16 protein-coding genes and 1 tRNA gene are annotated in these 19680 nt (G+C 64.3%); 8 read left to right on the top strand and 9 right to left on the bottom strand.

Going from position 1 to position 19680, the window contains the following annotated elements:
- Positions 1-455: 455 nt before the first annotated feature.
- Positions 456-2393 (bottom strand): hypothetical protein, encoded by a 1938-nt coding sequence (locus tag ABFD92_18415; protein ID MEN6506515.1) that lies wholly within the window; start codon positions 2391-2393, stop codon positions 456-458.
- A 319-nt stretch (positions 2394-2712) separates the two neighbouring features.
- On the opposite strand from ABFD92_18415, the gene ABFD92_18410 reads away from it, so the two are divergent.
- Together ABFD92_18410 and ABFD92_18405 are read left to right on the top strand one after the other, a co-directional pair.
- Positions 2713-3321 (top strand): phosphoribosyltransferase family protein, encoded by a 609-nt coding sequence (locus ABFD92_18410; GenBank protein ID MEN6506514.1) that lies wholly within the window; start codon positions 2713-2715, stop codon positions 3319-3321.
- Entirely contained in the window at positions 3318-3860 is a 543-nt protein-coding gene (locus ABFD92_18405; GenBank protein MEN6506513.1) for a hypothetical protein, read from the top strand. Before ABFD92_18410 ends, ABFD92_18405 begins: the two co-directional genes overlap by 4 nt.
- Before the next feature lie 266 nt (positions 3861-4126).
- On the opposite strand, the gene ABFD92_18400 is transcribed toward ABFD92_18405, so the two are convergent.
- On the bottom strand, positions 4127-5533 hold the full coding sequence (locus ABFD92_18400; GenBank protein MEN6506512.1) for a GTPase: 1407 nt from the start codon (positions 5531-5533) through the stop codon (positions 4127-4129).
- Between the two features lie 157 nt (positions 5534-5690).
- Here ABFD92_18400 and ABFD92_18395 point away from each other — a divergent pair, with 157 nt between their 5' ends.
- The 3 genes from ABFD92_18395 (at position 5691) to dnaG (ending at position 9171) form a co-directional block, all read left to right on the top strand.
- Complete coding sequence (locus ABFD92_18395; GenBank protein ID MEN6506511.1) at positions 5691-6443, top strand: C4-type zinc ribbon domain-containing protein; 753 nt, start codon at positions 5691-5693, stop codon at positions 6441-6443.
- A 10-nt stretch (positions 6444-6453) separates the two neighbouring features.
- Positions 6454-6918 carry a ribonuclease HI family protein gene (locus ABFD92_18390; protein ID MEN6506510.1) on the top strand — a complete coding sequence of 155 codons (465 nt, stop codon included), beginning with the start codon at positions 6454-6456 and terminating at the stop codon, positions 6916-6918.
- 474 nt (positions 6919-7392) lie between these two features.
- Positions 7393-9171, top strand: a complete 1779-nt coding sequence (gene dnaG, locus ABFD92_18385) for a DNA primase (protein MEN6506509.1) — start codon at positions 7393-7395, stop codon at positions 9169-9171.
- 227 nt (positions 9172-9398) lie between these two features.
- Here dnaG and ABFD92_18380 read toward each other — a convergent pair whose 3' ends face one another.
- Complete coding sequence (locus tag ABFD92_18380) at positions 9399-12020, bottom strand: AMP-binding protein (protein ID MEN6506508.1); 2622 nt, start codon at positions 12018-12020, stop codon at positions 9399-9401.
- Positions 12017-13327 carry an MFS transporter gene (locus tag ABFD92_18375; protein MEN6506507.1) on the bottom strand — a complete coding sequence of 437 codons (1311 nt, stop codon included), beginning with the start codon at positions 13325-13327 and terminating at the stop codon, positions 12017-12019. The genes ABFD92_18380 and ABFD92_18375 overlap by 4 nt, the downstream gene beginning before the upstream one ends.
- A 387-nt stretch (positions 13328-13714) precedes the next feature.
- Between ABFD92_18375 and ABFD92_18370 the strand changes: the two genes are divergently transcribed.
- Positions 13715-14293, top strand: coding sequence for a sigma-70 family RNA polymerase sigma factor (locus ABFD92_18370; protein MEN6506506.1), 579 nt, complete (start codon positions 13715-13717; stop codon positions 14291-14293).
- Between the two features lie 19 nt (positions 14294-14312).
- Positions 14313-15116, top strand: a complete 804-nt coding sequence (locus ABFD92_18365) for a FliA/WhiG family RNA polymerase sigma factor (protein MEN6506505.1) — start codon at positions 14313-14315, stop codon at positions 15114-15116.
- Between the two features lie 166 nt (positions 15117-15282).
- On the opposite strand, the gene ABFD92_18360 is transcribed toward ABFD92_18365, so the two are convergent.
- The 3 genes from ABFD92_18360 to ABFD92_18350 form a co-directional block, all read right to left on the bottom strand.
- Positions 15283-16119, bottom strand: coding sequence for an ATP-binding protein (locus ABFD92_18360; protein ID MEN6506504.1), 837 nt, complete (start codon positions 16117-16119; stop codon positions 15283-15285).
- 177 nt (positions 16120-16296) lie between these two features.
- Entirely contained in the window at positions 16297-16701 is a 405-nt protein-coding gene (locus ABFD92_18355) for a response regulator (protein MEN6506503.1), read from the bottom strand.
- Positions 16673-17086, bottom strand: coding sequence for a sigma factor-like helix-turn-helix DNA-binding protein (locus ABFD92_18350; protein ID MEN6506502.1), 414 nt, complete (start codon positions 17084-17086; stop codon positions 16673-16675). Before ABFD92_18350 ends, ABFD92_18355 begins: the two co-directional genes overlap by 29 nt.
- Positions 17087-17429: 343 nt before the next feature.
- On the opposite strand from ABFD92_18350, the gene ABFD92_18345 reads away from it, so the two are divergent.
- Positions 17430-17502: transfer RNA gene (locus ABFD92_18345), tRNA-Ile, on the top strand.
- Between the two features lie 75 nt (positions 17503-17577).
- On the opposite strand, the gene ABFD92_18340 is transcribed toward ABFD92_18345, so the two are convergent.
- Together ABFD92_18340 and ABFD92_18335 are read right to left on the bottom strand one after the other, a co-directional pair.
- Positions 17578-18627 (bottom strand): uroporphyrinogen decarboxylase family protein, encoded by a 1050-nt coding sequence (locus ABFD92_18340; GenBank protein ID MEN6506501.1) that lies wholly within the window; start codon positions 18625-18627, stop codon positions 17578-17580.
- A gap of 276 nt (positions 18628-18903) precedes the next feature.
- Positions 18904-19680 carry a LamG-like jellyroll fold domain-containing protein gene (locus tag ABFD92_18335; GenBank protein MEN6506500.1) on the bottom strand — a complete coding sequence of 259 codons (777 nt, stop codon included), beginning with the start codon at positions 19678-19680 and terminating at the stop codon, positions 18904-18906.

The following is a 19680-nucleotide window of genomic DNA, read 5'->3' as shown; positions in this document are numbered from 1 at the left end:
CGCCGGGCGTACGTTGGAGGAACTCATTGGTGTGATCGGCCAAGCTCTCAGGGCCGTGAGCGCGGAGGAGTGCCAAGGCTACTTCCGTAGCTGCGGATACGCTACAGATGATCGCTAGATGCTCTAGCCCGAAAACTGCATGAACCGCAGAGACCGCAGAGTACGCAGAGAAGCAAATGGCTTAAAACAAGACCATCTAACGTCGCCGTCGGCGCTTAATCCGAAAAAACAGACTGTCCATGCGGCCCGCTTCGCTAGTTTTCTGTAAGTCTTTTCGTTCAAAACACCCTCTGCGGCCTCTGCGATCTCCGCGGTGAAATATCCGGGCTAGAGCCCATGCGTCCCTTGCGGGACGACAAAACAAACCGTTCCGGTGTTTCCCGCGGGACTTAAAAAAGAAGCTGCCGGCCATACGGCGGGCAGCTTCTTTTTTTGAGGCAATCGGTTCTGCAATGCTATTCCATTCCCGGCGGAGGCGTCACTCGCTCGCCCGCCCCACCCTCAACGCCAGGTCGTGTAGCCGCTTCGGCCTGGGCGCGAGCCACCGACACGATCTCCTTGATCACGGCGCGGGGCACATACAGCGAACTGTGGACGTTGACGCCCTTGATGGCCGAAGCAAACGCGATCGGCGTGGCCACCACCAGCTGCACCTTCTTCTGCGTGTTTTCAGGTTCCGTGATCTTCTCGATGCTCTGGATCAGCTTGGAACCATTGGGAACGTGTACCAGCATGGCCATGAACGGGTTGGCGGGCATGTACTTGAGCGACTCGGCGTCGGCGGGACTCTTGCCGATGGTTCCGTTGGCGGCCTTGGCGGTCTGGATCGCCTGCGTGAGCATTTCGGTTCCGCCGCCGAGGCTGGCGACGACGAGGTTCTTATCCGGCGCCGCCAAGAGAATGCGGATCTGCTTTTCGCCGAGAATAGCCTGTGACTGAGCCTGCTCTTTGGCGGTGTCATCGGGGTCGGACTTGGGCGGCACGATCTCGATCACGTCGACGGACAGGTCGCCGACTTTCATCGCGTCCTTCTGGTGGATGATCTTGGGCTTCTGATCGGCGGGCTTGTCGCCGCTCATGGCGTTGATCTGCGCTTCCATCAGGGAGGCGTACTCGATCAGTGCGGCCTTGAGGACCGCCGAGTCGTCGCACACGATCGCGGCGCCGATGCCGAGGGCGGCCTTGCCCGCCGGCGGCGCCTGGCCGGCCACGACCTGCACTTCCTTCATCTGGCGCTGCATGACCATGGTGTTGGCCTTGACCTTGGCCTTATATTCGGGTCCGAGCTTGGCGATGGCCGGATTGTTCAGCATCACCTCGTTGACGTCGTTGGCGATTTTTTCCGTCTCGGGCGTGAAGGCGCCGCCCTTGACGCCAAAGGCCCCGGCGTACGAGAGATTCGGCAGGCGGTTGAGCAGGGCCGGAACGTCCGCGGCGGCCTGATAAACCGTCAGCATCTTGGTGAAGCGGCTGTCGGGCGACATCGCCACCAGCGCCTCGCCGAGCATTCCGGTGGGCTCCACCCGCAGCGAGAGCGTCAGCGAGTCGGCGCTGGAGAGCATCTCGCGATAGAGCGGCATGATCGAGAGGATTCCCTGCATGGAGGCGGCCGCCTCGGGCGGCATGGGCGAGCCTTCGCCCATCATCGCCCGCATCTGGTCTTCCTGCATCTTGATCATCTGGTTGACCTGCGGCGAGGCGATCTTCATGTTCATGTGAATCGCCATCGCCGAGGCCTGAATGAACTTGCCCTGGTCGGCGGGCATCTCGTCCAGCACCATCTTCTTGGCGCTCAGCGCCGCGGCGAGCACCTTCTCGCTGGGGCTGATGGCGATGTATCCGCCGGCCTGCGTCGCCAGAACCGAACCCATCCGCAGCTCGACGCGGGTGTACTTGCCCGCGGCCGTCCGCTCGTAGCCTGGGAACACCTGCGCCACGTCCTGTCCGGGGATGAACATCACCCAGGGCACGCCGGGCTTTTCGGCGGGGGCGGCGCCTTCGGCCGCCGGAGCGGGCGGCTTGAGACCCATCATCTCAGAGAGATCGACGCCGAACTCGGTCGGGTCGAGCATGATGGCTGCAAATCCACCGTTGGGGTTGAATCCCGGGCCCAACTGCGCCATACCCTGCACCAGGGCGACCATGCGTCCGGGCTGCTTGGGGCCCAGTTCGATTCCCCACTCGCCGGCCAGATCGTCGGCGGACTGGAGCAGGTTGCCGACGTGGTTGATCACGATGAATCCCATCGCCCCTGCGGGAACGTGACCGAGAACCGGTTCGGCCTTGGGTTTGGGCGCAGGCGCCGGGGCAGGGGCATCCTGGGCATAGCCTGCCACGGCGGTGAGCAGGACGGCCAGAACCAGAACGCACGGCACTTTTTTCGCAGTCGACATCTTTGGCTCCTTTGTCGCGATTTCCCAAGGTTTTGGGTATGTGAAGACGGAATCTCAAATATCATATACACGCCACATGCGGCTGCAAAAGAAAAACCCGACGGCCATCCCGCTCACGCCGGGTGCCATAATGGCCGGTGCCTGGGGCGGGTGCCGTGGCGCGCAGGGCCGCAGGCCCGGAGAGCCACGAAGTGAGCAACATTTCACTGCATGTTTAAAATCGGGGATCGTGGCTCTCCGGCCCTTCGGGCCTGCGCGCCACGGCACCGGCTCTCCGCGGCGATTGAAATGATTCCTTGCGCGCTTTATCATGCTGCTCATGGCGACTTTCGCGCGTGGCAACTCCACCCCATCCGGAACTGCTGTCGGCAGGCGGCCCAGCATCGCGGCGACGGGGGCGGTCGTGGTCTCGCGCCGGCGCATCGCCCGGCGCGTGGGCGAACTGGCAGCGGCCATCGACGCGCGCTTCGGCGGTCAGGAATTGACGCTGGTGGTGGTGCTGACGGGGGCACTGGTGCTGGCGGCGGACCTGATCCGCCGCCTCAAGACGCCCGTGCATGTGATGACGATCGAGGCCTCGTCGTATCCGGGGCCCGCGACGCGGCCGATCGGGCGGGTCGTCTGCTCGGCGGTCCCGGGGGGATTGACCGACAGAAACGTGCTGGTGCTGGACGATATTCTCGATAGCGGCGCGACGCTCAAGGCTGTTGTCGCCCGACTGCGGCGGCGCCGGCCGCTGTCGCTGGCGTCGTGCGTGCTGCTTCGCAAGCGACGCCACGACGGTCGGTGCGTCTTTGCCGCGGATATGATTGGATTTGACGTGCCCGATCGGTTTGTCGTCGGATACGGGCTCGATTACGACAACCGGTTCCGCAACCTGCCGGACATCCGCGTGCTTGAGATTTCCAACAACAAGGACCGACCATGACCGGTTCGGCACAACCTACCGAACTCGAAGCGGTCGCCCAGCCGATCATTCCGGCTGGCGTCCTGCAGGACGGCGAGTTGATCCTGCTGGCGATCAAGCCCAGCGGGTGGTACATCCTGCTGACATCGTGGCCGATGCTGCTGGTGGCGGCGTTGGCGCTGGTGATATCGAGCATCGTCGACGGGTTCGTGGGCAGGAACTGGGGCGCCCAGGTGCTGTTTCCGGCGTGCGTGGTGCTGGCGGGCGTCTTTCTGACGGTGGCGTGCATCGGGTGGCTCGGGCGCATGTACGTGCTGACCAACCGCCGCATGCTGCGGATTTACTCGATGCGCAAGCTCGATGTCGTCGGATGGGAACTGCGCCGCGTCAGCCAGGTTCAGTTGACGGCCTCGCGGGCGGAGAAGCTGCTGGGGATCGCCTCGCTGACGCTGGTGCTCAGCGACGCCGACGATAAGCAACCGGCCTGGGCCCACATCGCCCGCCCGCTCGAGGTACACAAGCTCGTGCTCGAAGCCGTCTATCACGCTAAAGGCATGTGATAACCCTCCGGCTGCAAATTGCCCATTTAGTTAGCCAGGACATTTCACCGCGGAGATCGCGGATGTCGCAGAAGTCTTTTGAATGAAAAGACTTACAGACATTACGGAGGTGGGCCGATGGACAGACTATTTGGGTCTACGTATACCACAATTAAGGAGCAGGCACGCGAAACCGCTGTGAAAAGTACAACAAAGTGCAAGGAAAGTACAATTGTGGTGTAGCCCGTACCGCTTTCGCCGCCGGCCGGTGCCCGCACCCATACATGCTATTTGCCCACACAGAATCGCGAGAAGATGGCGCCCAGCACGTCTTCGGTCACCACCTGTCCGCTGACGGCGCCCACTGCGCCCAGCGCCTCGCGAAGCTCGACGGCCGCCAGCTCCGCCACGTCCGCCACCTCGGCGGCAACTGACAGCAGCGCCTCCGCCGCCCGGGCGGCCGCCGCCGCTGACTCCAGGCTCCGCCGCTGGCGCTGGTGCAGCCCCAGCGCCTGCCCGCTGCGCGCAACCGACAGGTGCAGCACCTCGCCCAGACGCGCCTTGAGCTGCTCCACCCCCGCCCCCGTCAGGGCGCACGTCTCGACCGCCGGGTGCCATGGAGGCCGTTGTTCAGCCGCCATGTCCCTGACATCGTTGGCAAGGTCTGCCTTATTGATGACCGTCAGCATCGCACAGCGCGCGTTGGCGGCGCGAATGGTTTCAACAATTTCCGCGTCGCGGGCGGGATCGGCAACCGAGGCGTCCACCACCAGCACCACCACATCGGCGGCCGCCACCGCGCGGCGGGCGGCGTTGTCTGCCGCCAGGGCGATCGCGTCTGCGGCGCCGGTCAGTCCGGCGGCATCCTGGATCATCACCGGCCAGCCGCCCAGCGTCATCGACGCGCTGAGCACGTCTCGCGTGGTCCCGGCGGTCGCTGACACGATGGCTCGCGAGGTTCCCGTCAGGGCATTGAGCAGGGAGCTCTTGCCTGCGTTGGGCGCCCCGGCCAGCACCACGCGCGGGCACTGCGCGCTCTCGCTGACGCCGGCCGCCCCCGACAGTACGCGGTCGACCTTCGCCGCCAGATCGCCCAACCGCCTCGCCAATCGTCCGGGGCTCTCCAGGTCCAGACCCTCCTCCGCCAGGTCGATCGACGCCTCCACCGTCGCCAGCGACTCGACCAGCTCCGCCGAAAGCTCTCTGCACAGTTCATAGATCCGCCCGCCGATGGCCGCGGCCGCCGACCGCACCTGCGCCTCGTCGGCGGCGTTGATGATATCCGCCACGCCCTGGGCGGCCGAAAGGTCGATGCGCCCGGAGAAGAAGGCTCGAGCGGTGAACTCGCCCGCCTCGGCCAAGCGGGCGCCCGCGGCGATCAGGTCCGCCTCGAGCGCCGCGGCGCACGCGGGGGCGCCGGGGATGTGCAGCTCGGCGACGTCCTGTCGCGTGTAGCTTCGCGGAGCGCGGAACACGTACAGGCGCGCGGGCAGTTCGATCGCGCCGCCGCCGATGCGGACGATTCCCTCGCTGCTGGTGAACCCGCTCATCGCCTGCGGTGACGCGTCATCAAACCCTGTGAACACCCGCCCCGCCAGCAGCAGCGCCGCCGGTCCGCTGAGGCGCACGATCGCCCGCGGTCCGCTGCCGGCCGCGGATGAAATCGCCACAATCGTGTCGTCGGTGGTATGCATGCTCTCAGCTCTCAGCTACAATCCGGTTCCCAGTTCCCAGTTCCCGCTTCCCGGTTCCCGGTTCCCAGTTTTTGCGAAATCGCTTGAACTCCGCGCCTCCGCGCGTGATACTCCTGCGGTTCCGCTTTATACGATAGCGAATGAGGGCTCTTTGACAATGGCGCAAACGCTGGCAGGACTGCTCAAGCTTCAAACGGTCGAACGCGACTTGGCTCATGTCCGAAGCAGACTGCGGGTGCAGCACAACGCCGTGGCCATCCAGCAACGCAAGATCGATCAGGCCCAACAGACCCTCGACCTCCAGAACCAGCAGCACATCAACCGCCTCAAACGCGCCGACCAGCTCGACCTCGACCTCAAGACCAAGGAAGAGCACGTCGCCAAGCTGCGGGCAAACCTCAACACCGCAAAGACCAATAAAGAATACGCCGCCGTCCTGACCGAGATCAACACCTTCAAGGCCGACAACGCCAAGCTCGAAGAAGAAGCCTTGGCCGTCATGAGCCAGATGGAAAGCAGCAAGGGCGAAGTCGACAAGGCCAAGGAAGCCCTCGCCGCCGCCCAGACCCGGCTCGAACAGATCCGCCAGGCCAGCGCCGAAGAAATCGAACGCCTCTCGGCCATGGAGAGCGAACTGCTCGCCAAACGCGACGCCTTGGCCGGCGATGTGGAACCCGAGGCCCTCAACCTCTTCAACCGCGTCGTCGGAAGGTACGAGGGCGAGGCGATGGCCGTCATCGAGATCCACGGAAAGAAACCGCCGCATACGTATGTCTGCGGCGGCTGCTTTATGGGCCTGCGAGCCGAGCACGTCAACGCCCTGCGCGTCCGCGACCAGATCCGAACCTGCGACAACTGCGGGCGAATCCTCTACCTGCAGGAACAGGCCGAAAAAGCCACCAAGGCCTGAGGCAGGTTCTATGGCCCCCGATGCATCCCCCGCCGCCACCCCACCCCTGCACCCGGACGTGATCGCCTGCATCGACGGCGGCGCCCGAGGCAACCCCGGACCGGCCGCCGCCGGAGTCGTCATCAAAGACGCCGCCACCGGCAAAGCCATCTACAAAGCCGGAATCTTCATCGGACACGCCACCAACAACATCGCCGAATACCAGGGCCTGCTCAACGCCTTCAAGACCGCCGCCAAGCTCGGCGCACAAAAGGTCCTGGTGTTGAGCGACTCGGAGCTGATGGTCCGCCAGATGACCGGCCGCTACCGGGTCAAGAACGCCGGCCTGCGCCCCCTGTTCGAACAGGCCGGCGCACTGGCCGAGCAATTCAAACACGTAGAATACCGCCACGTCCGCCGAGAGCAGAACACCGAAGCCGACGACCTGGTCAACCGCGCGCTGGATTTCAAAAAGAACGTCGGCGACGTCCTGTAGTTTTCACCGCCGAGGTCGCAGAGACCGCAGAGGAAGAAGATGAGAGACGGGGAGAAACACCGATGCGCCACGTTGGCGGTCGAGCTCTTGTCCTGCGTAGCCTCTGGCGAAGCTAATATGCTCGACGCGGTTGTTATCACCGCGGTTCTATGCTTGGGTTCGCCCCCCTGCGCCTCCATCATTGCAGGACTCTCTTGTGATTTCTGTCGCCCCTGACGGGGCGAAGACATGGCGGCTTGAAAACGGCCGCCATGGCACCCGGACTTCCCTCGATTCATTCTCTCTTCTCCGCGTTCTTTGCGACCTCTGCGGTGAGTCTCCTGCCGGAAGACGCGCGGGGCAAGCCCCGCCGCTAACGAGCGACCTTCTTCCATTCTTCCATTCTTCCATTCTTCCAATCATCCAGTCATCCACCCATCCGTGCTTCTTCTCCCTCTGTGGTAGGTTGTCCGTTTTTCGGTTACGATGTGCCTCATGGCGATGTTCTCGCAACAATTCATTGACCAGGTCGCACAGGCCACGGACATCGTGGACCTGATCGGGCAGTACGTTGCCCTGCACAAGAAGGGCAAGGAGTTTGTCGGGCTCTGTCCGTTCCATCAGGACAAGCACCCGTCGATGAATGTCTCGCCGGCTAAGCAGATCTTCAAATGCTTTGCCTGCGGGGCCGGCGGGCAGGCGTTCAACTTCGTCATGATGTACGAGAAGATCACGTTCCCCGACGCCGTCCGCGTGCTGGCTGAACGGGCCAACATCCCCCTGCCGGTGCAGACGCCCGGTCAGCCCGTCGCCCAGGACGGGCTGGGCAAGAGCGACCTGGTGCGCGTCATGGGCGTGGCGCAGGAGTTCTTTCGCAAGTCGCTGCACACGGCCATGGGCGAGTCGGCGCTGGCGTACGCCCGCAAGCGCGGACTGACGGACGAGTCGCTCGATCGGTTCGGGATCGGCTTTGCCCCCGACGCCTGGGACGCGCTGATCAAGGCCACACGCAACCAGCGCGTGACCGAGGCGCAGCTTGTGGCCGCGGGCTTGGTAGCCCGGCGCGAGAGCGGCGGCTGTTATGACCGCTTCCGCAACCGCCTGACGTTCCCGATCTATGATGCGACCAATCAGATCATCGCCTTCGGCGGCCGCGCCCTGGCGGCCGACGAACAGGCCAAATACCTCAACAGCCCCGAGACGATCGTGTTCGACAAGTCGTCGAACCTGTACGCCCTGAACTGGGCTCGGCCGGTGATCGTTTCGAGCAAGCAGGCGGTGGTGGTCGAGGGGTATCTTGACGCGATCATGCCCCACCAGTGTGGCGTGGGCAACGTGGTGGCCACGCTGGGTACGTCGCTGACCGAGCGGCACGTGCGCGTGCTGTCGCGATACGCCAGCGAGGTCGTGCTGGTGTTCGACGCCGACGCGGCGGGGGCGGCCGCGGCTGAGCGGGCGATGGAAATCTTCCTCTCGCAGCAGGTTCACGTGCGCGTGGCGACGATCCCAGCCGGCAAGGACCCGTGCGACTACTGTCTGGCCGAGGGCGGCGAGGCGTTCAAGACGCTGCTGGCCAACGCGCCCGATGCGCTGGAATACGTCTGGCAGAAGCGTCAGGCTGAGCTTGAGACAGCCACGGGCAACCTGGCCGACCGGCGGCGGCTGGTGGAGAACTTTCTGGGCCTGGTGGCGCAGTCGCAGGCGTATGGAGCCATCGACACGGTACGGCAGAGCCAGCTCGCCCAGCACATCGGGCATTTGCTGAACATTCCGCCAGCCGAGCTGCAGCAGGAGATGCGGCGTCTGTCGCGGCAGGTGCGCCCCACCGCCCGCTCGGGGGCCGCCCCGGCCACGACGGGCTCGGCGATCGAGGGCACGCTTCGCCCGCAGCGGCACGTGCTGGAGGTGCTGCTGAATAAGCCCGAGCTGTTCGACACCGCCGCCGAGCGCGTCAGCCCGCGCGACTTCACTGATGCGTCATTCGCCCGCATCGCCCAGTGCCTCTGGCAGGCGGCGGCAGAGGGCGTAACGGCGCCCGAGCAGATCACCTGCCGCGCCGAGATCGCCGACCTGGGCAACCTGCTGGCCGACCTGATCGCCACGGGCGAACACCGCGGTAATTTTGAAGACACCCTGCGCGGGGCGATGGATTTCATCAGCTACCAGCGCTCGCGTCAGGAAGCGCAGCAGGCACCCGCCTCCGAAGAAGAGCGACTGCGTGCGGCGACGGAGAGACCCAAGGCGGATGTGAGACGACGGCCGCGGATTACGTAGAGCGCGAAAGAAAGAAACAACCGACGACGAGGACGAGGACGAATTGAGCTTCTTCGTTTAGCGGCGGGGATACTGCCCGCCGTAGCCTCTGGCGAAGTCGGATGCCCCGCGGGTTTTTGAGGTCAAGGAAACGTCGAGCAAGCTCGACCGCTAACAAAACCGGGAACTGCCTCCGCCGTGTCTTCTCGTCCTCGTCCTCGTCCTCGTCGTCGGTTTCTTCCCCTTCTTCAAACCTCAGTCAACATCCTCTTCAGCGCCTGATAATCCGTCTTGCCCGTCCCGAGCACGGGGATCTCCTCCACGCGCATCACGCGGTGGATATTGTGCAGCGGCGAGAGGCCGCTGCGGCGGATCTGGGCGTTGGCCTTTTCGCGGTCGATGTCGATCGCGGCTATCAGCACCAGTTCGGGACGCTCGTGGGCCTCGTGGGCGATAACGGCCAGCTTCGGTCCGCCCTCGTGGTCCGGTCCGGTCAAAGGTTCCAGCGCCGCCTCGACGGCTGGCAGCGAGACCATCTCGCCGCCGAACTTGACGAACCGGCGGAGCCGCCCGTGGAACGTCAGCACGCCGCCGGCGTTTTCGCTGACCAGGTCGCCCGTGCGGTACCAGCTCTTGCCCTCGTGCTCGACGAAGGGCGAGGGGCCTTCGTAGTCGAGATACCCGCCGAAGACGCTGGGCCCGCGCACCAGCAGCATGCCCTTTTCGCCGCGAGCGACCGCTCGACCGGTGTCGATATCGACGATGGCATATTCCAGCGTCTGCATGACCTTGCCGATGGTCCCGGCGACGGGACCCCGCGGGTCATTGAGCGAGATGATCGGCGAGCACTCGGTGACGCCATAGCCTTCGAGGATCATCGTCTGCGGGCAGGTGCGGCTGATGGCCTCGTAGACGCGTGGCGGGCATTTTTCGGCCCCGGTGACGGCCATCCGCAGCGAGTCGAGCTGCCCGCTGCGGGCGGCGCGGACGATGCCGCCCAGGAACGTCGGCGTGCCCATGAGGATCGTGGTGCGGTAGGCCTCGATGATCGAGGCCAGTATGCCCGCCTCGTTGGGGTTGGGGTGGTACACCACCGGCATGCCCGCCAGCAGCGGCGCGCACAGGGCAGCGGTGAGGCCGAACGAATGGAACGGCGGCAGGATGCCCACCATGCGGTCGCCCTGATGCAGGTCGACCATGTCCAGCACGTCGCGCAGGTTGATCAGGATGTTGGCGTGCGTCAGGGGCACGGCCTTGGGCAGGGCCTCGCTGCCGCTGGTGAACAGGATCGCCGCGGTGGGGCTGACGGTGGCCTTGTCGAGGCTGCGCCAGCTCAGGCGCGCCTTGAGCAGCGCGGCGATCTTCTGCCCTCGCGTGATCTTGCCGCGCAGGTCTTCGAGATACACGCACAGCGGCGCCATGCCGCCCAGGTCGACCCCCTGCCCGGCCAGGCGCTGGACGAGAATTCGCGACGTCAACACGGCCGAGAGCCCCACAGCCTTGGCGGCGTGTTCCAGGTTGCGCCGTCCGATGGTCCAGTTCAGCAGCACCGGCGTCTTGCCGGCAAACGCCGTCGCCAGATACGCCACGCCGGCGCCGACCGAGGCGGGCAGCATCACGCCGACATTCTCGCCCGGCAGCGAGCGGATGTGTCTCTGCAGTGCCAGGATGCCCATGATCGCCTCGCGGTAGGTCCGCATCCCGCTGGTCTGGTCGGCCATGCAGACGCGCGAGGGACCGCGGCGAGCCTGGGCGAGGAAGACCTGCGGGATGGTCTGGCCCGAGGCCAACTGCACCGGCGCCCCGCGCCGGAACCAGCGGCGCGACGGTCGGCGGATCGTCCGCTGCGAAGCGGAAATGCCCTCGCCGTATGCCGCCAGCATCACGTCGGCGACCGTCAGCAGCGAATCGGTGTCGCCCTGGGGGTGGCCGAACTGCTGCTCGAGCCACACCAGCAGCTCCGTGCGCACCAGCGAGTCCAGCCCCAGGTCCCGCGCGAGGTGCTGCGAGTCGTCGAGGTGCGACAGGCCCGACAGCTCGATCAGGTGCTCGGTGACGATCTGGCGCATCGCCGCCGGCACCGCGTCAAGCCGCCCCGTGTCGGCGTACGCCTGCGGCTCGGGCACGATGCGCGTGCCGCCCCGCTCCCAGATCGAGTACGGCACGTACGTGTTGCGCTGCGGGTCGGTGTTGTAGAAGGTCTCGATGTACGCGTTGATAGCCGCACGCCCCTGGTCGCGCGGAAAGTCGTCGCACTCGACGGCGACGAGGTCCACCCGCCGCCGCGGCGCGAAGAAAATCCCGCTGGCCAGCAGCGCCCGCGCGCCTCGCTTGAGCGTGCCGGCGACGTCCGGAACGCGCCCCGCCGCCCAACTGAACCCGCTGCCCCACAGCCCTCTCTGGCGGATCAACACCACGCGGGCGTCCGGCACGCGAGACAGAACGTACTCCACCGCGCTGTTGCCCCGAACGTCTTCCATCGCCGTGCGGCAGAGCTGCCCCGCCGGATACAGCAGCGCGTTGCGCCCCCGCTTGAGCGACGCCACCAGCAGATCCAGCGCCGCCTCGACCTGCGGCGTAGCCTCGACGCCGTACTTGGAGATGTCGGGAATGCCCAGCACGTGCATGCGGGCCGCCAACCAGCGAACCAGAAAGCGGTCCACCTGGTCGCGATCGGCCAGGAACCGAGGCATAAACGTCTTGTGCAGGGCCGCGGCCATGATGACCGGGTCCATCAGGGCGTTGTGATTGGGAAGGAAGAGGATCTTGCCCCGGCCGCGCGCAGCCACTTCATCGAACCCGTGCAGACGGACGCGATAGCGCAGCCACAACAGCGACTTGACCCACCATCGCAGCAGCGTATTAATCATGCGCTCTCTCCGGGGCCTTGCTGGGCCTGCCAAGCCGCCGGCGGTTCATACCGCAGCAGCACGTGCAGAATGACCGCTGCCACAACCGCCGCGGCGCCCAGCATCGCGAAAAATCCGCTGGGCGTGATCTCACGCCACAACCACGAATGCAGCAGGCCCGTCAGCATGATAGCCGCAAACACCATGAAGTTGGAAGCGGCGATGACCGTGCCCTTCTCCGCCGCCCCAGGGCGAACCTGGATGAAACTCTCGCAGGGAATCATGAACAAACCGCCGGCGATGCCCATCAGCGCCAGCAGCCCCATCAGCACCGGGAACTGCAGCGACTGCGACAGGACCCGCCCGGCCGACAGAGGCGTCCAGAGGACGCCGATGAGCAGCGCCAGGAGGGCAATCACCATGGCGGCCGTCGGCAGAGCACGGTACCAGCGCGGACCGGTCAGCACCTTGGCGGCAATGAGGCCCCCCACCGCGATGCCGACCAGCTCGCTCAAAGCCAGCAGCCCCGAGCGCGTGTCGTCCAGGCCCATCTGGTTCTGCCCCATCTGCATGATGATCAGCACCTGCAGATTGCCCAGCCCCCAGATGAACGCGTCGGCCCAGAGGACCTTCGCCAGCAATGAATCCCCATGCAGGCGCGCCAGGTCTTTGAGCGTCGCCAGCGGACCGGCCCAGGGCACTGCCGCCGACGGCGCCGCCGCGGGGCGGGCGACCGTCCAGAAGCTCGCCGCCACGCCCACCAGCGCCACCGCCACCACAGCCGCCGCCGCCAGGGAAAGCCTGCCTGCTGTGGGCGCCTCGTCCGCCCTGGCCCCGAGCACGAACCCCGCCAGCGCCACGCCCAGAAGGATCGCCGCGGTGATCGCGGCCTTGAGACGTGCGTTGGCCGCGGGCACAAACGTCGGCGGGTACAGCTCCGGGATCGATCCATTCAGCGCGGGGCTGAAGATGGCCGATTGCCAGCCCATGAAGAACACCGTCACCAGCAGCAGCACATAGTTCTGCGAGATGATCCCGAAAGCTCCGACGCACATGGCCGCCAGTTCCATGATCTTGCTGGCGATGACGATCCGTCGCTTGGGGAAACGGTCTGCCGCCCATCCGCAATAGGCGGCGAAGATCACAAAGGGCAGCGCCATGAAGTTCGTGGCCAGTCCCGAATAGTGCCCGCGCCCGGCGCGGTTGGCCATCATGATCACGATGGTCTTAAAGAAATTGTCGTTGAACGCCCCCAGGGCATACGCGCCGGCCATGGCGATGAACTTGCCGCGAGCTTGCCCGATCTGATGTTTTTCCGCATCATCCATAGCGGCACGAGACCCTTCCCTAGCGGACGATACTATACCCTCTGTCTGCCGCAGTGGCACCAAAAGACTCCACGCTTGAGGTACGGCGAAACTCGATTGCCGCGTCAATAAACCAAGCCACTATGCCCCTCTGGGGCGCTAATCAAAAAAATTCGCGATTGTTTTTCTTTTCGTAAGTCTTTCGTAGTCAAATCAGTACAGTTGTCAGTTTTGGGATTTCTGGCGTCTCCGTGATTTTCCGCTTGTAATTACTAGGGGGAAGCCTGTATTATTCCGTCAACATTTACCCCACACCAAGGGCATGGCGGCCCTTCTCACGGGTTCCCGCGGCCACCGGAGGCCGGAAGTCGGAACCACGATTCAGAGACGCCTTATGGAGTTACCGCTATGTCCGTCGCGCCATGTGTACACGTTATGGACGCTCGCCCGCAAGTGGAGCACTTCCTCCCCCTGGCCCGCTCGATCGCCTCGCGACTCAAACGCTGTTACTGCTGGGTCGATTCCGAAGATCTCTACAGTTACGCTCTGCTGGGCTTGTCGCTGGCGGCGGCGCAATATGAAAGCGACCAAGGCGTCGCCTTCGCCGATTTCGCCGCCCGCAAGGCCATGTACCTGGCCATCGACGAAATGCGAAAGGACCGAGTGCTCTCCAAGGCCGGAACCCTTCCCCGACGCGTCGTGTTCAGCAGCGAACTGGCCGACGACGACACCTCGCCGATGTCCATGACGGCCGTCGAACGCCGCTACGACGACCACTCCAGGCAGATGGACCTGCGCGATTTTTTCTCGACCATGCGATCGAAGCTTTGCCCGTGGGAAAGCCTCCTGCTGAAACTGCATTATGAAAAGGGCCTGACGTTCCGCGAGATCGCCCGCCGCCTGGGCGTCGGTCAGCCGACCCTGAGCATGCGGCACAAACGCCTGCTGTCCAAGCTCCGCCGCTTCGCGCAGCCTTGCTGGTGCTGAAAAAGAGAGGACCTCCGCAATGAACGCCAAACCGACGCCTTCGAACTCGACGACGACCGACGAGAAACTCTGGAGCGATTTCCGCCGCAGCGGCGACAGCCGCCTGCGCGGGCAGTTGATCGAGCGGTATCTGCCGCTGGTCACCAGGACCGCCCAGCGCCTGGCGCTGCGATTGCCCGACAGCGTCGAGGTCGACGACCTGGTTTCGGCAGGAACGTTCGGGCTCATCCGCGCGGTGGCGGGATACGACCCGCGGCGAGGCGTGAGCTTCGACGTCTACTGCATTCCCCGCCTGCGCGGGGCCATGCTCGACGAACTGCGGGCGATGGACTGGGTGCCCCGCGGCGTCCGCAGCCGCGCCCGCAGTCTCTCCCGCGCCAGCGAGACGCTCCGCGCCGCCCTCGGGCGGGCGCCCTCCGACGCCGAACTGGCCCGCACCGTCGGCGTCGACGAGCGGGAACTCCAGGCCATGCTGCCCCAGACGCACCTCGCCGGCGTGATCTCCATCAACTGCCGCCCCAACGACGCCGACGACGACCTCGATGTGACCGATATCGCCGCCCGCCAGGAACACTGCGGCGGTCCGCTCGATGCCGCTATCCGCAACGAACTTCGCGATTACCTCGCCCAGGGACTCAACCGAACGCAACGCCTCGTCGTCCTGCTGTACTACTTCGAAGGCCTGACCATGAAAGAGACCGGCCTGGCTGTCGACCTCTCCGAAAGCCGCGTCAGCCAGATGCTCACCGATATCGCGTCGCACCTCAGGGACCGCCTGGACCAGTATCGCCGCAATCAATCCCCCCCGAAGGAAGCGGCATGAAATGCAGTTGAAGCAATTGGTAATCAGTAATCGGTAACACCGGTAATCGGTAACCAGTCACCTACTATTTAGTATTCAATCCGCACGAAATGCCAGACGAGCATCAGCGACCAAAGGACTAATGACCAAACCGGCGGCAGTGGCACTGCGTGTGCAAGGGACCGATTTACTGATTACTGACTACTTTCGCTCTTTGCGGCGCGTGCGCCGGCCGCACGGGGATGGCCGGCAGGAACATGTTGAATGCGCTGCCCTTTCCGGGGCGGCTATCGACGGTGATGAACCCCCCGCTCTGGCGAACGAACCGGCTGACCATCGTCAACCCCAGCCCCGTTCCCTTTCCAGGGGGCTTGGTGGTGAAGAACGGTTGAAAGAGTTGCGAGAGGGTCTGCTTGTCCATGCCCACGCCGTCGTCTTTGACGACCAGCCTGACGAATCGCCCGGCTTGGACCGGAGCGTGGCGGCGGGCCTGCTGGCGATCCACCAGCACGTGGGTGATTTCGACGCCGACGTTGCCGCTCGAGGCCACCGCGTCTCGAGCGTTCATCAGCAGGTTGATCATCGCCTGCTGAAGCTGCGCCGGGTCGGTCTTGACCCACGCCGGCGCCGGCGAGAGACGAATCGACATCGAAACGTACTTGCCCAGCAACCGGTCCAGCGGGGCGGCCATCTCCGTCAGCAGGTCTCCGACGTTCACCAGCACCGGGCGGACGATCTCGCGGCGGCACGCCGACAGCAACCGCTGGCACAGGTCGTTCGAGCGGTCGGCGGCCTTGAGCACCTGTTCGAGCAGGCGGCGGTCTTCGACGTCGCCGGCGCGGCGGCGCATGAGCATTTGCCCGTATCCGCTGATCAGCGAAAGCTGATTGCCGAAGTCATGAGCGACATTGCCCACCAGAAGCGCCAGGGCCTCGATCTTCTGCATCTGCAGGAATTGCCGCTGAAGCGCCGCGTCGTTGGCGGCCGCGCCGCCGATGGGCAGTTGCTGCGATTCGTCGAGCATCGCTCACACCTTGTTAACAGCAGTAATCGGTAATCGGTAATCAGTAATCGGTACCGGGCTCCGTGATTCGTGGCTTGGTTACTGGTTACTGATTACTGATTACTGATATTACTGGTTACTGATTACTGGTTACTGGTTACTGGTTACTGGTTACTGGTTACTGGTTACTGTCTTTCCTCATGCCGCCGGGCGGCGTCCCAGCGCCCGCACCGACAATTCCAGCAGCATTTCCAGTGAAAACGGTTTATACAGCACCTCGATATCCCGCCGGGCCAGCCGCCCGCGGACTTCCTTGTCGTAGCGCCGGCCGGTCAGCACGATGGTGTGTTCGAGCGCCTCGGGGACGGCTTCGCGCATGAAATCGAGAATCTCCCACCCGTCGGGCTGCGGCATGCCCAGGTCCAGGATGAGCAGGTCGTAGCGGCTTTGCGCCAGGCGGTGGATTGCCTCGCTCCCGTCGGTGACGGTCTCGACCTGCGCGCCGGCCTGGGCGAGGATCTCCGATATCAGCGAGACCACCTCGGGCCAGTCATCGACAACCAGGACCCGCGCGTCATGCAAGTCGAAAGCTTGAGCCACCATGGCGGACCTCCCTTCCTTCGTAGTTGCTGGAGTCTTTGGGCACTCTGGCAAGGATCTCCAGAAGCACCTTGGTGCGAAATGCCACAAGGCCCACGGGCATGTCGAGCGCCGCCGCGGCTTCGGCGACGTCGAGGCCGTCCGCCAGGTGGAGCAGGAGCATTCGCCGACTCTGCGGGCAGAGCCCCGCCAGAGCCTGCCGGAGCGCCTGGGCGGGGTGACTCGCTGGGCCGGCTGGGACCGCTCCGCCAGCCCAGGCCCATCGGCAGCGGCAACATTGGGAGGGGACAGCCCAGAGGCATCGCAGCGGCACAGCGTTGGTGCTGAAAGGAAGCGCGAATGTCCGGGGCGGGCATCGTGGAATCGAGATTGCTTCGTGCAGATACATAACTGGCCCTCGCCATAAAAATAGGGCGCTGACCGGTGGGACATCCATGCGTGGCCACGGGGTCAACTGCGCGTCGGAAAGGTCATCTGCTCCGGCTGCAGAGTCCCGGCGAAGCCTCCATGCGTATGAAGCACGCCATAAAGCATTCGGATTTGTCTTGGCGGAGTATTGAGGTATTCCACCTAAAACAAGTTTTTTTCCATAGCCGCCCCTCGGTCAGTCTTTTCCATCGCAAGCGTCATAAACCACCACGTTGCCACAAAGACCGCAGGCGGGTAGAATGCGCCGAAATGCCCGAATATGCCGATGGGTGAAACAGTCGCCAACATCCTCCACCAAAATCGGGCCCTTAGCTCAGCGGTTAGAGCAGGGGACTCATAATCCCTTGGTCGAAGGTTCGAATCCTTCAGGGCCCATCCGCCGTCGCCCGCCGAAGGGGCGGGGACCTGGTGGCGGTACGGCGGCCACCGCGTCCTGGCACTGAGGCCTGTTTATCGCTTGGCGACCTCGATGCCGTACTTGTACGACTCGTCGAAGAACGCCTCGAGGCTGGACAGCGGGCAGTCGCCGTTGATGCCGTTTCCGGCCGTGATCATGCAGCGTCCCTGGCCCGGCTGCCAGTACGTGTCCATCATGAACCGCACTTCGCGGCGCACGTCGTCGGGCGTGCCCCAGGGGATGGTCTGCTGCACGTCCATGCCGGCGAAGAAGGTGATCTTGCCGCCGAACTTCCGCGCGACGTCGCGCTCGTCCATGGTGTACTTCTGGATCGGGTGCAGCACGTCGAGGCCGACGTCGATCCACTTGGGGATGAACTTGAGAATGCTGCCGCACACGTGCAGCCAGAAGTGCATGTTGTGTTTGTGGGCGGCGTCGAACATCCGCTTGTAGTACGGGGCGTAGAACTCGTCGAAGATCGCCGGGGAGAAGAACTCGCCGGTCTGCGTTCCCAGGTCGTCGCTGGTGAAGACGCCGTCGCAGTGCTGCTCGACGCCGGCCCGCTCGATGAGCCCGCAGTAGAGCGTCGTCAGGGCGTCGAAGAGCTGGTGTACTTCCTTGGGGTTGGTGTAGTAGTCCATCAGGGCGTTGGACATGCCCCGCAGCGACCAGTGCCGCTCGAACAGGCAGAACCACCACATGCCCAGGCGGTAACGCTGATCGGGGGCCTCGGGTTTGTAGTCCCACAGACCGGCGAAGTCGGCGCGGGGGAAGTTGGCGACGATCTCGTCGATCTTGCCCCAGTCGTCCAGCAGCACGTTAGAGTCAATGCCGCCGTGACGCCCGAGCGTCGGATTGGCGTACGGCAGATAGGACCAATTGGGGTAGGCGTTGTCGCCGCGGCAGTTGGCGGGCATGTTCATCCCGACCGGCTGAACGTCCTGGGGATAGCGGGCCAGGATGTCGCGGACGGCCTGCGCCCGATCGCCGAAGGCGTCTGGGTGAACCCACATGTGGATATAGAGCGGCACGCGCGGCGTATCGGCGTGCCCTTCGATGACGGATGAAAGCTGCTCGCGAGTCAAGGCTTGATACTCGGACATCGGTCTGCTCCTGAAATTCGTGTGGCATGGGCGTCTCGCCCATGCTCCCTGAACCTCGACTGACTGCCAGGGACACGCACAACGGAGTTGTGCGTGGCACCCGTCTCGCCCATGCATCCTGAACGCACGTTGCGAATCGGCTTTATCCACAAAATCGCGGCGCAGGTAAAGAGGATTTTGTCGCCGCTGAGGTCGCTGAGGACGCTGAGGTATAAAGCAAGGGCGGGCGCCTCGCGTGAAGGCACCCGCCCATTGATGGCTACAGATCACTGAAGCTTAGCTGCGTTTGCGCCGAATCAGGGCTGCAATGCCGCCGATGGCCAGCAGGCTCATCGTCGCCGGCTCGGGGATGGTCGTCTGGTAGACATCGCTGATATTGAAGGCGCCTGCCTCGAACGAGAAGACGTGGACTTCATCAATCCCGCCGAGCCATTCGCCGCCGGTATTGGCATTACCTGTGCCAATCCAGAAGGCCTGATAGCCTCCGGCAGCTTGAACAGGATTGGTAGAATTAGCGTTCTGGCCGGTCCCAACTTGTACGCCGTTGAGGTAGAACTCCCTGTTGTTGCTTCCGTTGTAGACAATCGCCGCATGTACCCAGGTACCCCACTCAGTCACCGGTGCATAGTTACCGGTATGGATCCAGCCATTGGGGTTTGTATCCCAAATGGAAAGCATTTGGTAATAGTTGCCGTTCGACACGGCCATGTAGTTAGGGCGGGCGGGGGCGGGGTCTGGAGGCAACAGCAGCCAGGCGGACATTCCCCAATTGGTCGAAGTACCGGTGAGATACGTGGGAGCCGACCAGCGACCTTGCTGAGTCTGCAGATATTTCGTGCTGCCGGCAGCGCCACTCGATCCGGTCTCAATCGACGAGGTGCCGCGACTCACCATAGCAGCATCCGTCCCTGTGGCGGCGATGAGGCCGACATTGAGGTCGTCACCGTCTTCGCCCATGTGGTACAGGGCCACCGTGGTGACCGTTGCCTGAGCCACTCCTGCCAAAACCAGAATCAGTCCCGCCACCGCGCACATCATCAGTTTGTTCCGCAT

This window comes from Planctomycetaceae bacterium, from assembly GCA_039680605.1.
Lineage (GTDB): Bacteria > Planctomycetota > Phycisphaerae > SM23-33 > SM23-33 > JAJFUU01.
The sequence above is the reverse complement of the archived record's forward strand: the minus strand, read 5'-3'. Positions and strand labels throughout refer to the sequence as shown.

Excerpts from the sequence above, each read along its gene's own strand:
- ABFD92_18415 (MEN6506515.1), bottom strand. The coding sequence starts at position 2,393 with ATGTCGACTGCGAAAAAAGTGCCGTGCGTTCTGGTTCTGGCCGTCCTG.
- ABFD92_18410 (MEN6506514.1), top strand. The coding sequence starts at position 2,713 with ATGGCGACTTTCGCGCGTGGCAACTCCACCCCATCCGGAACTGCTGTC.
- ABFD92_18405 (MEN6506513.1), top strand. The coding sequence starts at position 3,318 with ATGACCGGTTCGGCACAACCTACCGAACTCGAAGCGGTCGCCCAGCCG.
- ABFD92_18400 (MEN6506512.1), bottom strand. The coding sequence starts at position 5,533 with ATGCATACCACCGACGACACGATTGTGGCGATTTCATCCGCGGCCGGC.
- ABFD92_18395 (MEN6506511.1), top strand. The coding sequence starts at position 5,691 with ATGGCGCAAACGCTGGCAGGACTGCTCAAGCTTCAAACGGTCGAACGC.
- ABFD92_18390 (MEN6506510.1), top strand. The coding sequence starts at position 6,454 with ATGGCCCCCGATGCATCCCCCGCCGCCACCCCACCCCTGCACCCGGAC.
- dnaG (MEN6506509.1), top strand. The coding sequence starts at position 7,393 with ATGGCGATGTTCTCGCAACAATTCATTGACCAGGTCGCACAGGCCACG.
- ABFD92_18380 (MEN6506508.1), bottom strand. The coding sequence starts at position 12,020 with ATGATTAATACGCTGCTGCGATGGTGGGTCAAGTCGCTGTTGTGGCTG.
- ABFD92_18375 (MEN6506507.1), bottom strand. The coding sequence starts at position 13,327 with ATGGATGATGCGGAAAAACATCAGATCGGGCAAGCTCGCGGCAAGTTC.
- ABFD92_18370 (MEN6506506.1), top strand. The coding sequence starts at position 13,715 with ATGTCCGTCGCGCCATGTGTACACGTTATGGACGCTCGCCCGCAAGTG.
- ABFD92_18365 (MEN6506505.1), top strand. The coding sequence starts at position 14,313 with ATGAACGCCAAACCGACGCCTTCGAACTCGACGACGACCGACGAGAAA.
- ABFD92_18360 (MEN6506504.1), bottom strand. The coding sequence starts at position 16,119 with ATGCTCGACGAATCGCAGCAACTGCCCATCGGCGGCGCGGCCGCCAAC.
- ABFD92_18355 (MEN6506503.1), bottom strand. The coding sequence starts at position 16,701 with ATGGTGGCTCAAGCTTTCGACTTGCATGACGCGCGGGTCCTGGTTGTC.
- ABFD92_18350 (MEN6506502.1), bottom strand. The coding sequence starts at position 17,086 with ATGTATCTGCACGAAGCAATCTCGATTCCACGATGCCCGCCCCGGACA.
- ABFD92_18340 (MEN6506501.1), bottom strand. The coding sequence starts at position 18,627 with ATGTCCGAGTATCAAGCCTTGACTCGCGAGCAGCTTTCATCCGTCATC.
- ABFD92_18335 (MEN6506500.1), bottom strand. The coding sequence starts at position 19,680 with ATGCGGAACAAACTGATGATGTGCGCGGTGGCGGGACTGATTCTGGTT.